The 12,783-nt window shown below is 71.8% G+C and carries 14 protein-coding genes; 13 read left to right on the forward strand and 1 reads right to left on the reverse strand.

Going from position 1 to position 12,783, the window contains the following annotated elements; translation table 11 throughout:
• The first annotated feature begins 149 nt into the window (after positions 1-149).
• The 3 genes from AB0L00_RS30270 to AB0L00_RS30280 all read left to right on the forward strand — a co-directional run bounded on the left by AB0L00_RS30270 (position 150) and on the right by AB0L00_RS30280 (position 3,701).
• Positions 150-740: a hypothetical protein gene (locus AB0L00_RS30270; protein WP_364440481.1), complete on the forward strand. Its 591-nt coding sequence runs from the start codon at positions 150-152 to the stop codon at positions 738-740.
• A 55-nt stretch (positions 741-795) separates the two neighbouring features.
• Complete coding sequence (locus AB0L00_RS30275; RefSeq protein WP_364440482.1) at positions 796-1,338, forward strand: NADAR family protein; 543 nt, start codon at positions 796-798, stop codon at positions 1,336-1,338.
• Between the two features lie 104 nt (positions 1,339-1,442).
• Positions 1,443-3,701 (forward strand): MDR family MFS transporter, encoded by a 2,259-nt coding sequence (locus tag AB0L00_RS30280; RefSeq protein WP_364440483.1) that lies wholly within the window; start codon positions 1,443-1,445, stop codon positions 3,699-3,701.
• Between the two features lie 12 nt (positions 3,702-3,713).
• Here AB0L00_RS30280 and AB0L00_RS30285 read toward each other — a convergent pair whose 3' ends face one another.
• Positions 3,714-4,337 (reverse strand): class I SAM-dependent methyltransferase, encoded by a 624-nt coding sequence (locus AB0L00_RS30285; RefSeq protein WP_364440535.1) that lies wholly within the window; start codon positions 4,335-4,337, stop codon positions 3,714-3,716.
• Between the two features lie 163 nt (positions 4,338-4,500).
• Between AB0L00_RS30285 and AB0L00_RS30290 the strand changes: the two genes are divergently transcribed.
• From AB0L00_RS30290 to AB0L00_RS30335, 10 genes are all read left to right on the forward strand, one after another.
• Positions 4,501-5,502, forward strand: a complete 1,002-nt coding sequence (locus tag AB0L00_RS30290) for a LacI family DNA-binding transcriptional regulator (RefSeq protein ID WP_364440484.1) — start codon at positions 4,501-4,503, stop codon at positions 5,500-5,502.
• Positions 5,499-6,995, forward strand: a complete 1,497-nt coding sequence (locus AB0L00_RS30295; RefSeq protein WP_364440485.1) for a sugar ABC transporter ATP-binding protein — start codon at positions 5,499-5,501, stop codon at positions 6,993-6,995. Before AB0L00_RS30290 ends, AB0L00_RS30295 begins: the two co-directional genes overlap by 4 nt.
• On the forward strand, positions 6,992-7,951 hold the full coding sequence (locus tag AB0L00_RS30300) for an ABC transporter permease (RefSeq protein WP_345356810.1): 960 nt from the start codon (positions 6,992-6,994) through the stop codon (positions 7,949-7,951). The genes AB0L00_RS30295 and AB0L00_RS30300 overlap by 4 nt, the downstream gene beginning before the upstream one ends.
• A 27-nt stretch (positions 7,952-7,978) precedes the next feature.
• Positions 7,979-8,932 (forward strand): substrate-binding domain-containing protein, encoded by a 954-nt coding sequence (locus AB0L00_RS30305; RefSeq protein WP_364440486.1) that lies wholly within the window; start codon positions 7,979-7,981, stop codon positions 8,930-8,932.
• Complete coding sequence (locus AB0L00_RS30310; RefSeq protein ID WP_364440487.1) at positions 8,932-9,816, forward strand: ribokinase; 885 nt, start codon at positions 8,932-8,934, stop codon at positions 9,814-9,816. The genes AB0L00_RS30305 and AB0L00_RS30310 overlap by 1 nt, the downstream gene beginning before the upstream one ends.
• 1 nt (position 9,817) lies before the next feature.
• Positions 9,818-10,207 (forward strand): D-ribose pyranase, encoded by a 390-nt coding sequence (rbsD, locus tag AB0L00_RS30315; RefSeq protein ID WP_345356801.1) that lies wholly within the window; start codon positions 9,818-9,820, stop codon positions 10,205-10,207.
• Between the two features lie 202 nt (positions 10,208-10,409).
• Entirely contained in the window at positions 10,410-10,862 is a 453-nt protein-coding gene (locus tag AB0L00_RS30320; RefSeq protein WP_364396494.1) for a pyridoxamine 5'-phosphate oxidase family protein, read from the forward strand.
• 10 nt (positions 10,863-10,872) lie between these two features.
• On the forward strand, positions 10,873-11,064 hold the full coding sequence (locus AB0L00_RS30325) for a ferredoxin (protein WP_364440488.1): 192 nt from the start codon (positions 10,873-10,875) through the stop codon (positions 11,062-11,064).
• A gap of 99 nt (positions 11,065-11,163) precedes the next feature.
• Positions 11,164-12,249: a Zn-dependent alcohol dehydrogenase gene (locus AB0L00_RS30330; protein ID WP_345356792.1), complete on the forward strand. Its 1,086-nt coding sequence runs from the start codon at positions 11,164-11,166 to the stop codon at positions 12,247-12,249.
• Between the two features lie 276 nt (positions 12,250-12,525).
• Positions 12,526-12,702, forward strand: a complete 177-nt coding sequence (locus AB0L00_RS30335; protein ID WP_364440489.1) for a hypothetical protein — start codon at positions 12,526-12,528, stop codon at positions 12,700-12,702.
• Positions 12,703-12,783 lie beyond the last annotated feature (81 nt).

Genomic DNA, 12,783 nt, shown 5'->3' on the forward strand with positions numbered 1-12,783 from the left:
CGGTAAGTCCGTGAGTCAAGATGATCCGCGTCACAGAAGCCGCCCTCACCGGCGGCTGATCACAGTCTGGCGGCGTCGCGATCTTCGGGTTATGCTCCCGGCGCGCCGTCGAGTTCGCAGCCGACGGCCGAGGGTGGAGAGGTGATGGAATGCCGGACGGCCGACGGCGTCGGGCGACCGCCGCTCAGGGGGCGACGCGCGCGGGTCCGCGCGCGAAAGCCGTGGTCACCGGGGTTCTTAATGTCCTCGCGAGGCTGCGCGGGCGCCGCCTGGCCGCCGCCCTGGCCGGAGTCGCCGTCGTGGTGGCGGCCACGGCCTGGGCCCTGTGGCCGAGCGGCCCTCCGCCGCGGACTCGGCAATACCTGGCTTTCAAGGCATGCCTTCTCACCGACTCCACGGGACTGAGCGATAAACAGGCCGCGTCCGTGTGGTCAGGAATGGAGAAAGCCTCCCTGAAGACCCGTGCGCGAGTGCAATACCTGCCCGCTTTCGGGCCGAAGACCCTGGCGAATACGCAGCCTTATCTTCGCAGTTTGTTTCAGCGCCGCTGCGATGTGATCCTCGCCGTCGGCGAGGCACCGGTCTCCGCGGTCACGGCCGAGGCGGCCCGGCATCCGAAGACGCGCTTCGTCGTCGCCGGACCCGGCGGGGGCCCCAATGTGACCTCGGTGCAGGCCGATTCGCCCGAGCTGACCGCCGTGATTTCGGACGCCGTCGTGCACGCGGTGCGCGCCGGTTGACGGTTCCGTAAATCGCATTGCGCGAGGCGTCCGGCACCTACCAGCATCGGGCGGTATGCGCGTCGATGACCTGATCCCGCTCGAAGAACAGGACGAGCTGCCGGAGCTGTTGCTGTTCTGGGGGCACCGACCGCCGAAGGGCGGTGGCGTCGGGAAGGGGTGCCTGAGCCAGTGGTATCCGGCGCCCTTCACGGTGGACGGCGTGCGGTACGCGACCGCCGAGCACTACATGATGGCCGGCAAGGCGCGGCTGTTCGGGGACGCGGAGGCGGAGGAGCGCGTGCTCGCCGACGACGATCCCGGCAAGGCCAAGGGCGCCGGGCGCAGGGTCCGCGGATTCGACGAGGACATCTGGGCCGAGCACCGGTACGGCCTGGTCGTCGCGGCGAACGAGGCCAAGTTCGGGCAGCGTCCCCCGCTGCGCGACTTCCTGCTGGCCACCGGCGACCGGGTGCTCGTGGAGGCCAGCCCGTACGACACCGTGTGGGGCATCGGCCTGTCCGCGTCGCAGCCGGAGGCCACGCGCCCGGCCGCGTGGCGCGGGCTGAACCTGCTCGGGTTCGCGCTGATGGATGTTCGCACCGCTTTGCGCGGTTGACCGGCCGCGAGCCGTCGCAGCCTCGATAATGATCGGGCCCGGCCATCGATCGACGACCGGGCCCAGGACCGACCAGCTCCGATCGACCCCCATTCGGAGGACGGATGACGGCTGCGCTGCTCCCGAGCGACCCCACACGGCTCGGCGCCTACACGGTCACCGGGCGTCTCGGAGAAGGCGGCCAGGGGGTGGTCTATCTCGGGGCGGACGCGTCCGGGCGGCAGGTGGCGATCAAACTGCTGCGCGCGCAGCTGAGCGGCGACACCAAGGCGCGTTCGCGGTTCATCCGTGAGCTGTCGGCCGCCGAGCGGGTCCCCGGGTTCTGCACCGCGCCGGTGATCGACGCGGATGTCGCCGGCGACCAGCCGTACATCGTCAGCGAGTTCGTGCCCGGTCCCGCGCTGCAGGAGGTGACCTGCCCGCTGCCGGAGCCCGAACTTCTGCGGCTGGCCATCGGCACCGCCACCGCCCTGGCCGCCGTCCACCAGGCCGGGATCGTGCACCGGGACTTCAAGCCCGCCAACGTGATCATGGGCCCCGGTGGCGCGAGGGTCATCGACTTCGGCATCGCGCGGGTGCTGGACTCCGACGTCACGATGACGAGCCAGGTCGTCGGCACGCCGGCGTACATGGCGCCGGAACAGTTGGCGGCCGGTCCGATCGGGCCGGCCGCGGACCTGTTCGCGTGGGGTCTCACGATGGTCTTCGCGGCGACGGGACGCCGGGCCTTCGCCGGCGACTCGGTGCCGTCGGTGATGAACGCCATCCTGCACGGCGTCCCGGACCTGAGCGGGCTGCCGCCCTGGCTGGGCGGCCTGGTCGCCGCCTGCCTGGAGAAGGATCCACGGCGCCGGCCGACCGCCGTCCAGGCGCTGCTGCACCTGCTGGGCGCCCCGCCCGGCGCACCGCAGGGCGACGTGCAGACGCTGCTGACCCAGGGGGCGTCCGCCGCGACCCGCCACGGGGCGCCGCCGTTCCAGGCCATGCCGGGGCGGGCGTCGTCGCGCGGCGTTCCGCCGCTCGCGGCCGTCGGGGTGGTGCTCGGCGTGCTGGCGAACTCGCTCACCGCGAGCGGGGTGAACATCGCCTCCCCCTTCATCCAGCGGGACCTGGGTGCGAGAGTCGCCGGCCTGTCCTGGGTGGCGAACGCGTATCTGCTCGGACTCGCGCTCAGCGTCGTCGCCGGCGGCTGGCTCGCCGACCGGTTCGGGCGCAAGAAGCTGTTCGTCATCGGCACGGCCGCGTGCGCGGTGGCCACGTTCCTCGCGGTCCTCTCGCCCGCCCTCGGGGTGCTGGTCGCGCTGCGCGGCGTGGCGGGCGTGGCCGCTGGCCTGGCGCTGCCGGCCGGTCTGGGGCTCGTCCGCGAGGCGTTCGCCGGGGTCAGGCTGATCGTCGTCACCGGGGTCTGGGGCGCGGTGGCCGGTAGTACGACGCTGGCCGGGGTCTTCGTCGCGTGGCCGGTGCTCGAACAGGTCACGTGGCGGTTCGTGTTCGTCCTCCCGGCGGTCCTGGGCGTCCTCGCCGCCGTGATCGTCCTGGCCGCCGGCCGGGAGTCGCGCGGTGACGCCAACGCGTCGCTGAGCCCGCCCGGGATGATCTTCCTGTCGGCGGCGCTGTTCGTCCTGATCTTCGCGATCGCCCGGGTCCAGTACTCGGCCGGCGTGGTGACGGGCGTGCTGCTGGCCGGCGCCGCGCTGCTGGTCGGGATCTTCTGGATCGTGGAGTCACAGATCCGGCGGGGCCGTCCTCCCGTCCTGCTCGCCTCACCCTCGCTGCCGGCGGCGATCGGCCTGACGGCGATCGGCTTCGCCGGGCTCAACGGCCTGTATCTGCTGCTGGCCCTCTACCTGCAGATGGTGGGCGGCAAGTCACCGCTGGGGACGGCGGTCGCCACGCTGCCGATGACACTGGCGTACGTCGTCGGCGCGGCGATCGCGGCCGCCGTCGGCGGCTGGGTGGGCCCGCGGCCGCCGCTCGTGATCGGGCTGCTGCTCACCATGGCGGCGGCGTTCGGCCTGTCCCTGGTCGGAACGCACTTCTCCTACGTGTCCGTGGTGCCGTGGCTCCCGGCGGCCGGACTCGGCCTGGGGCTCGTCATCCCCACCGCGGCCGCCGCCGTGCTCGGGCACGCGCCCGTGCGTCTCGGCGGCGCCGCCGCCGGGCTGCACCAGGGCGGGCAGCTTCTCGGGGGCGCCGTCGGGACGTCCGTCTTCTACGCCTTGGCCCTGCCCCGTGACCTGACCCCGTTCCGGAACACCGGACCGACGCTGGTCGCCGGGATGCACACCCAGCTCGTCGTCATCGGCGCGATCACGCTGGTCACCGCGGCGTTCGCGGTGTTCGTCCGGCACCCCGAAGCCTGAGGGCGCCGAGGGTCAGGACGCCGTGCGCTCGAGGACGCGGAGGGAGCCCTCGACGCGGCGCTCGCTCCACCGCCCGGTGGCCACGGCCCGCTGGTAGACGCGGTACGGCGCCTGCCCGCCGTCGGCGGGGTCGGGGAAGATGTCGTGGAAGACGAGGGCGCCGCCCGGCATGACGTGCGGTGCCCAGCCGTCGTAGTCGGCCTGGGCGAGGTCCTCGGCGTGCCCGCCGTCGATGAACACCATGGCGAGCGGCCGGCCCCACAGCGCCGCGACGGTGGTGGACTCGCCGACCACCGCGACGACGTGGTCCTCCAGCCCTGCGGCGGCGATCGTCCGGCGGAAGACGGGGAGCGTGTCCATCCGGCCGGTGGTGGGGTCGACGAGGGACGGGTCGTGGTACTCCCAGCCGGCCTGGTTCTCCTCCGAGCCGTGGTGGTGGTCGACGGTGACGACCGTGGAGCCGGCCGTACGGGCCGCGGCGCCGAGGTAGACGGCCGACTTCCCGCAGTAGGTGCCGACCTCCAGGATCGGGCCGCGCGTGCCGTACTCCAGCGCCGTCTCGTACAGCGCGAGGCCCTCCGGGACCGGCATGAAGCCCTTGGCGGCCTCGGCGGCGCGGCGGAGCTCGGGCGGCATGGGCGCGTACTTCGTCGCCTGGCTGGTCACGCCCGGCACCCTACCCGCGTCGCCCGATGGCTCCCCAGCCGCACCGTGCGTGACCCACGTCACGTAGAGATCATGTAATCGTTTCCATACACTCCCGTGTAATCGTTTCCATGCTCACCGATCAGGAGGCCCGATGGCCGGCATCAAAGACGTCGCCGCACACGCCGGCGTCTCCGTCGCCACGGTGTCACGGGTACTGAACGACAGCCCCAGGGTCAGCGAGGAGACCCGGGAGAAGGTCCAGGCGGCGATGCGGGCGCTGCGCTACCGGCCGAACGCCGTCGCCCGCTCGCTGCGCACCGAGGCCACCCAGACGCTCGGGTTGATCATCGGCGACATCCTCAACCCGTTCTTCGCCGTCCTGGCGCGCGCGGTGGAGGACGAGGCGCGGGCGGCCGGCTACACCGTCGTCATCGGCAACGCCGACGAGCGCCCCGAGCAGCAGGACCACTACGTGCGCACGCTGCTGGAGCAGCAGGTGGACGGCCTGCTGATCTGCCCGACCGCCGAGGCCACCCCGCTCGTCGAGGACTGCGTGCGCTCCGGGAGCCCCGTCGTCTTCCTCGACCGCACGCTCCCGGGCCTCGAGGTGCCGTCCGTGCGCGCCGACGGCACCGCGGCCATCCACGACCTCGTCCGGCACATCCAGCGGCTCGGCCGCCGGCGGATCGCGTTCATCTCCGGGCCGGAGCTGCTGTCCACCGGCCGGGAGCGCACGCGGGCCTTCCACGAGGCGATGCGCGCGTGCGGCCTGGACGTACCCGCCGAGTACGTCGAGGCCGGCGACTTCCAGGAGGCCAGCGGGCGCGCCATCGCCGCCCGGTTCCTGGACCTGCCCGAACCCCCGGAAGTGATCTTCGCGGGAGACAACCTGATGGCACTCGGCGCCCTGGACGAGATCCGGGCGCGCGGGCTGCGGATCCCCGACGACGTCGCGCTGGCGTCGTTCGACGACGTGGCGTGGTTCCTGCACCTGGACCCGCCGATCACCGCGATCGCGCAGCCCGCCGAAGAGCTCGGGCGCCGCGCGGTGCGCGTGCTCCTGGACCGCGTCGAGGGCCACCCCGTCGAGTCGGTCGTCCTGCCGGCCCGGCTCGTGATCCGCCGCTCCTGCGGAGAAACGGAGAGCAAATGACAGAGGAGATCCTGCGGGTACGCGGCCTGCGCAAGCGGTTCCCCGGGGTCGTGGCGCTCGACGGCGTCGACTTCGACCTGCGCCCCGGTGAGGTGCACGTCCTCCTCGGCGAGAACGGCGCGGGCAAGAGCACGCTGATCAAGATGCTGTCCGGCGCGTACCACCCGGACGAGGGCACGATCTTCGTCGACGGCCGCGAGACCGCGATCCGCACCGCCGAGGAGGCCCAGCGGCTCGGCATCGCCACGATCTACCAGGAGTTCAACCTGGTTCCCCAGCTCACCGTGGCGGAGAACCTCATGCTCGGCCGGCCGCCCCGGCGCTTCGGGTTCGTCGACAAGAAGGCGATGTACCGCCACGCCCGCGAGCTGCTCGACCGGGTCGGCGTGGACGCCGACCCCCGCGCGCCGCTGGAGAGCCTCGGCATCGCCCGGATGCAGATGGTGGAGATCGCCAAGGCGCTCGGCCTGCGGGCGCGAGTCCTGATCATGGACGAGCCGACGGCGGTGCTCACGACGTCCGAGGTGGAGCGGCTGTTCGAGATCGTCCGGCAGCTCAAGAGGCAGGGCGTGGCGATCGTCTTCATCACCCACCACCTCGAGGAGATCGCGCAGATCGGCGACCGGGTCACGGTGCTGCGCGACGGCGCGTCGGTCGCCGAGGTCCCCGCCGACACGCCCGAGGACGAGCTCGTCCGGCTGATGGTCGGCCGCTCCATCGAGCAGCAGTACCCACGGGAACGTTCCAGCCAGGGCGCGCCCCTGCTGGAGGTCCGGAACCTCACGCGCAAGGGCGTCTTCGAGGACGTGTCCTTCGAGGTGCGCGCCGGCGAGGTGGTCGGCCTGGCCGGTCTGGTCGGCGCGGGCCGTACGGAGGTGGTCCGGGCGATCTTCGGCGCGGACCCGTACGACTCCGGCGAGGTCCTCGTGGACGACCGGCCGCTGCCGCGCGGCAAGGTCACCGCCGCCATGGAGGCCGGGCTCGGCCTGGTGCCCGAGGACCGCAAGGGCCAGGGACTCGTCCTCGGCGCGAACATCCGGGAGAACCTCGGGCTCGTGACGATGCGCCGCGCCACGAAGGCGGGGTTCGTCGACCGGGCCGGGCAGGCCAAGGCCGCCGCCCGTGTCGCCGAGCAGCTCGGCGTCCGGATGAGCGGCCTCGGCCAGGAGGTCCGCACGCTGTCCGGCGGCAACCAGCAGAAGGTCGTCATCGGCAAGTGGCTGCTGGCCGACGCGAAGGTCCTCATCCTCGACGAGCCGACCCGGGGCATCGACGTCGGCGCCAAGGTCGAGATCTACCAGCTCATCAACTCGCTGACCGCCAGCGGACACGCGGTGCTCATGATCTCCAGCGACCTCCCCGAGGTGCTGGGCATGAGCGACCGGGTGCTCGTCATGGCGCGCGGCAGGCTCGCCGGCGAGCTCGGCGCCGCCGAAGCGACCCAGGACTCGGTGATGGCACTCGCCGTCGGCGAATTGGAGGAAACAGCATGACGACCGGAACGCTGCGGCTGCGCAAGGGCAGCGCGGTACTGAGCGAGAACGGCTCGCTCCTCGGGCTCGTCGTCCTGGTCGTCGCCCTGACGCTGCTGTCCGGCGACTTCCTGACGGTCACGAACCTGCTGAACGTCGGCGTCCAGGCGGCGGTCACCGCGATCCTCGCCTTCGGGCAGACGTTCGTCATCATCACCAGCGGCATCGACCTGTCGGTCGGCGCGGTCGCGGCCCTGTCGGCGGTCGTGCTCGCCTGGACCGCGACCAGCCACGGCATGCCCTGGCCGCTGGCCACCGGCTTCGCGCTGATCGTCGGCATCGCGTGCGGCCTGGTGAACGGCGCGCTCATCACGTACGGGAAGCTGCCGCCGTTCATCGCGACGCTCGCCATGCAGGGCGTGGCGCGCGGCCTCGGCCTCGTCATCTCCCAGGGCAGCCCGATCGCCCTGCCGGACTCGGTGTCCCACCTCGGCGACACGATCGGCAGCTACCTGCCGGTGCCGGTGATCGTGATGATCGTGATGGGCGTCATCACCGCCGTCGCACTGAACCGGACCTACTCCGGGCGCGCGATGTACGCGATCGGCGGCAACGAGGAGGCCGCCCGGCTGTCCGGGATCAAGGTCACCCGGCAGAAGCTGGTCACGTACGCCCTCGCGGGCGGCTTCGCGGCCGTCGCCGGCATCGTCCTGGCCAGCCGGCTCGCCTCGGCCCAGCCGCAGGCCGCCGCGGGCTACGAGCTGGACGCGATCGCCGCCGTCGTCATCGGCGGGGCGAGCCTGTCCGGCGGCAAGGGCAAGGCCCTCGGCACGTTCGTCGGCGCCCTCATCCTCGCCGTGCTCCGCAACGGCCTGAACCTCCTGTCCGTCTCCGCCTTCTGGCAGCAGGTCGTGATCGGGGTCGTCATCGCGCTCGCGGTGCTCCTCGACACGCTGCGCCGCCGCCAGGCCCGCTGAAGAAACACATCGAAAGGTCTCACCACCATGCAGTTCATCAAGCCGGCCGCGGTCGCGGCCGCCGGTGCGGTCCTCGCCCTCGGCCTCACGGCCTGCAACAACAACAGTGGTTCGTCCTCCGGCGGCGGTGGCGGCGACATCAAGATCGGCCTGTCCGTCTCCACGCTGAACAACCCGTACTTCGTGCAGCTGCGCCAGGGCGCCGAGGCCGAGGCGAAGAAGGAGGGCGTCAAGATCACCACGACGGACGCCCAGAACGACGCCTCCCAGCAGGTCAACCAGGTGCAGAACTTCGCCAGCCAGAGCATGAAGGCGATCATCATCAACCCGGTCGACTCCGCAGCCGCCGCGCCCGCGGTCAAGGCCGCCGACCGGAGCAAGATCCCGGTGATCGCCGCCGACCGCGGCGTCGACGGGGCGACCGTCACCCAGACCGTCGCCTCCGACAACGTCGCCGGCGGCAAGCTGGCCGCCCAGGAGCTCGGCAAGGCGCTCGGCGGCAAGGGCAAGGTCGCCGTCCTGCAGGGCACGGCGGGCACGTCGGCCGCCAACGACCGGCAGAAGGGCTTCGTGGAGGGCATCAAGGCGTTCCCCGGCATCCAGGTCGTCGCCCAGCAGCCCGCCGACTTCGACCGGACCAAGGGCCTGGACGTCATGACCAACATCGCGCAGGCGCACCCCGACATCACCGGCGTGTTCGCGGCCAACGACGAGATGGCGCTGGGCGCGATCAAGGCGCTGGGCGCGAAGGCCGGCAAGCAGATCAAGATCGTCGGCTTCGACGGCACCCCCGACGGGCTCAAGGCCATCCAGGCCGGCACGCTGACCGCCGACGTCGCGCAGCAGCCGGTGCTCCTCGGCCAGATGGCCGTCCAGGCCGCCGTGAAGGCCGCGAAGGGCGACAAGATCGACGCTACCGTGGCGGTCCCCGTCAAGGTGGCCACGAAGGACAACGTGGCTCAGTTCACGAACGGATCCTGATGCCGGACAAGACCTATGACGTCCTCGTCGTCGGCTCGGTCAACGCGGACCTCGTCGTCCGCGTCGACCGGCGCCCGGCGGCCGGGGAGACCGTGCTGGGCTCGGATCTCGCCACGTACCCGGGCGGCAAGGGGGCCAACCAGGCCGTCGCCGCCGCCCGGCTGGGCGGCCGGGTGGCCTTCCTCGGCCGCGCCGGAACCGACGGGCAGGGCGACTTCCTGCGGGACGCCCTGCGCGGCGACGGCGTGGACATCACCCACCTGATCACCACGCCGGGCCCGAGCGGGGTCGCGCTGATCACGTTGGGCCCCGACGGCGACAACAGCATCATCGTCTCCCCCGGCGCCAACGGCCGCGTGACCGAGGAGGACGTCACGGCGGCCGGGTCGCTCTTCGCGGCCGCGTCGGTGGTCTCGCTGCAGATGGAGGTGCCGCTCGACGCGGTACTGGCCGCCGCGCGCGCCGCCGAGGCGGCCGGCGCGCGGGTGGTCTTCAACCTGTCGCCGCCCGCCGCCGTGCCGGACGAACTGCTCGCGCTGTGCGATCCCCTGGTGGTCAACGAGCACGAGGCCGCGTTCCTCGGCGCGAGCGACCCGGCGGGGCTGCTGGCGCGCGGCCCGCGCTCGGTGGTCATCACCAAGGGCGCGGACGGCGCGATCGTCGCCGACGGCGACGGCGTGATCGAGGTCCCGAGCCCGCATGTCGAGGCCGTTGACACGACCGGGGCCGGGGACGCGTTCACCGGCGCGCTGTCCTGGCGGCTGGCGCGGGGCGACGACCTGGCGACGGCGGCGCGCTTCGCCGCTCGCGTGGGAGCCGCCGCCGTGCGCGTCGCGGGCGCGCAGAGCTCGTTCCCGCGACCGGCCGATCTGGAGGAAATGTGACATGAAACGCGGGGGAATCCTCAACGGCGCCCTGTCGGGCGCCCTGGCCCGGCTCGGCCACACCGACCAGGTGCTGATCTGCGACAGCGGGATGCCGATCCCGGCGGGCACCGAGGTGGTGGACCTGGCCTTCACGCTCGGCATCCCTGGCTTCGCCGAGGTGCTGGACGGGATCCTGACCGAGCTGGTCGTCGAGGGCGCGGTCGCGGCCGAGGAGGTCGTGGGCGGCAACCCGGAGTGCCACGCCCTGCTCGACGACCGGCTGCCCGCCCTCACGTACGTCCCGCACGAGGAGCTCAAGCTGCTCGCGCACGCGGTGAAGCTGGTCGTACGGACCGGCGAGGCGACCCCGTTCGCGAACGTCATCATCCGGTGCGGCGTGGCGTTCTGACCCCCCGCGGAGGCCGCCCGGCGCGGCCTCTGCCCCCTGCGGAGGCCGCCCGGCGTGGCCCTTGGGGCCCGCCGGCGTGGCCTTCTGAGCCCTGCCCGAGCCGGCGGCGCCCGGCGCCGTCCGGTTCCGGCCGTGCCCGCCCACACTTGCCCGGCCCGACCGCACTTGCCCGCGCTTACTGAAACGTGTTCTACTTTCTGGCGTGAGTCAGCGTTCCCGTGTCGCGATGACGGACGACGAGGTCGCCGCGCTCCTGCAGGAGAGCAAGAAACTGCAGCTGGCGACCATCAACCGCGACGGCACCCCGCACCTCGTGACCATGTTCTACGGCCTGGTCGACGACAAGATCGCCTTCTGGACGTACCGGACCTCACGCAAGGCGCACAACCTGCGCCGCGATCCTCGGGTGACCTGTCTCATCGAGACGGGCGAGGACTACTTCGAGCTGCGCGGGCTGATGATGTACGGCACGGCGCGGACCCTTACCGAACCGAACGACATTCGGTATGTTGGCTGCGAAGTGGTCCGCCGGATGATGGACTTGAAGGACGATGACGCCATCGCCTCACTCGTCGACCAGACCGCGGCCAAGCGGCACGCGTACATCGTCGAGCCGACGGGCATCGCGTCCTGGGACCATCGCAAGCTCACCTGAGCGAGGAGCCATGGAAGTACGAGTCGATCCGCTGGTCTGCGAGGCCAACGGCGTGTGCGTGGGCCTCGTGCCCGAGGTGTTCGACCTCGACGACGAGGACGTCCTGCACATCGTCGAGCCGGACCCGCCCGCCGAGCTGCTCGACCGCGTCCGGCACGCCGTACGCTCCTGCCCCAAGGCCGCGCTGACCCTCGAGGAGTAGCCCCGGCGCCGCCCGGCGCCATCACGTCGTCCGGCGCCCGCCCGGGGCGCCGCATCCTCGGCCGGCACTCCCGTCGGCCCTGCCATGGAGGTGTGCACGGTGCGAGCCGCGGTCCTACGTCAGGTCGGCGACCAAGAGGTCGAGCTGCGCGACGACGCCACGACCACCGAGACCGGCCCCGATCAGGTGAAGGTGAAGGTCCGGGCGACCGGCGTCTGCCACTCCGACCTGTCCGTCCTGACGGGCGTGCTGCCGATGCCGATCCCCTGCGTCATCGGGCACGAGGGCGCGGGCGAGGTCGTCGAGGTGGGCGAGCACGTCACCAACGTCGGCCCCGGCGACCACGTCGTCATCAACTGGACGCCGGACTGCGGCACCTGCGCCGAGTGCGTCCGCGGCGAGCCGTACCTGTGCATGACGTTCATCGCGCAGACGTTCGGCGACCCGAGGTTCCGCCTGGGCGGTGACGCCCCGGCGTACGGCATGGCCGGGTGCGGCACCTGGGCCGAGGAGCTCGTCGTGCCGTGGCAGGGCGTCGTCAAGGTGGCCGAGGACGTGCCGTTCGAGTACGCCGCGCTGCTGGGCTGCGGCATCCCGACCGGCGTCGGCGCGGTGTTCAACACCGCGAAGGTACGGCCCGGCTCGAAGGTCGCCGTCGTCGGCGCGGGCGGCGTCGGCCTGTCGGTGATCCAGGGCGCCCGGATCGCCGGCGCGGCGACCATCCTGGCGGTCGACCCGAACGAGGCCAAGCACCCGATCGCCAAGCAGTTCGGCGCCACCCACACGGCCACGCTCGACGACCTGCAGGAGGTCAGCGGCCTGCTGACCGGCGGCCAGAACTTCGACTACGTCTTCGAGGTCGTCGGCAAGGCGGCGGCCATCGAGACCGCGTGGAAGGCGACCCGGCGCGGCGGCGACGTCATCGTGGTCGGCGCGGGAGCCGTGGACGACAACTTCCAGATGAGCGCCTTCTCCCTGCTGTTCGAGGGCAAGAACCTCAAGTCGTCGCTGTACGGCGGGAGCGACCTCAAGCGCGACATCCCGATCTTCGTCGACCTGTGGCGCAGCGGGAAGCTGGACCTCGAGGGCCTGATCACCCGGCGCATCCGGTTCGAGGACCTCAACGACGCGATGGCGACCCTGCGGCGCGGCGACGCGATCCGCCAGGTCGTGATGTTCGACTAGAGACGTGTTCGAGGGCGGCCGGCGGGCGCTGCCCGGCCGCCGGCCGCCTCGCCGCGACCCGTGACTCCCCGACCCGGTGAGAGGGGAGCGCGGGTCGCGCCGTGATGAGGTGTCCCGGACCGGGACGCCGGTCACCCTTTCGCGGTGACTCACCTGCCTCATCGCTGCGAGTGGCGAATTCGCTACACACTTTCCCGGCAACGTCAACCGGCGAAAGTTTTAATTGCCGTATATCGGGCATCTGGCGGGCGTTCAGCTCGGAACCAGGAGGCTCCAATGCGGATAAGGGGCGGCATCAGCTTCGTCGGCCTGATTTACATATTGATCGGAATCTTCGTGGCCTGGGACCACGACTACATCACGACCGGCCTGATCAAACGGGTCGTCAGCGCCCTACTAGCGATCTTCCTCTGGATCCTCATTCTCCTCGGCGTCGACCTGCACCTCAGCTGACGCCCCGATACGCCATTGCGGCCGCCCTCCCGACGAGGGCGGCCGCAATGGCGTTCTCATCCGACCGGATCGACTTTTCGG

It is taken from the genome of Actinoallomurus sp. NPDC052308 (assembly GCF_040679195.1).
GTDB classification, from domain to species: Bacteria; Actinomycetota; Actinomycetes; order Streptosporangiales; family Streptosporangiaceae; genus Actinoallomurus; species Actinoallomurus liliacearum.

Excerpts from the sequence above, each read along its gene's own strand:
- AB0L00_RS30275 (WP_364440482.1), top strand. The coding sequence starts at position 796 with ATGCGCGTCGATGACCTGATCCCGCTCGAAGAACAGGACGAGCTGCCG.
- AB0L00_RS30285 (WP_364440535.1), bottom strand. The coding sequence starts at position 4,337 with ATGCCGCCCGAGCTCCGCCGCGCCGCCGAGGCCGCCAAGGGCTTCATG.
- AB0L00_RS30335 (WP_364440489.1), top strand. The coding sequence starts at position 12,526 with ATGCGGATAAGGGGCGGCATCAGCTTCGTCGGCCTGATTTACATATTG.
- AB0L00_RS30270 (WP_364440481.1), top strand. The coding sequence starts at position 150 with ATGCCGGACGGCCGACGGCGTCGGGCGACCGCCGCTCAGGGGGCGACG.
- AB0L00_RS30325 (WP_364440488.1), top strand. The coding sequence starts at position 10,873 with ATGGAAGTACGAGTCGATCCGCTGGTCTGCGAGGCCAACGGCGTGTGC.
- AB0L00_RS30300 (WP_345356810.1), top strand. The coding sequence starts at position 6,992 with ATGACGACCGGAACGCTGCGGCTGCGCAAGGGCAGCGCGGTACTGAGC.
- AB0L00_RS30310 (WP_364440487.1), top strand. The coding sequence starts at position 8,932 with ATGCCGGACAAGACCTATGACGTCCTCGTCGTCGGCTCGGTCAACGCG.
- AB0L00_RS30280 (WP_364440483.1), top strand. The coding sequence starts at position 1,443 with ATGACGGCTGCGCTGCTCCCGAGCGACCCCACACGGCTCGGCGCCTAC.
- AB0L00_RS30295 (WP_364440485.1), top strand. The coding sequence starts at position 5,499 with ATGACAGAGGAGATCCTGCGGGTACGCGGCCTGCGCAAGCGGTTCCCC.
- AB0L00_RS30305 (WP_364440486.1), top strand. The coding sequence starts at position 7,979 with ATGCAGTTCATCAAGCCGGCCGCGGTCGCGGCCGCCGGTGCGGTCCTC.
- AB0L00_RS30290 (WP_364440484.1), top strand. The coding sequence starts at position 4,501 with ATGGCCGGCATCAAAGACGTCGCCGCACACGCCGGCGTCTCCGTCGCC.
- rbsD (WP_345356801.1), top strand. The coding sequence starts at position 9,818 with ATGAAACGCGGGGGAATCCTCAACGGCGCCCTGTCGGGCGCCCTGGCC.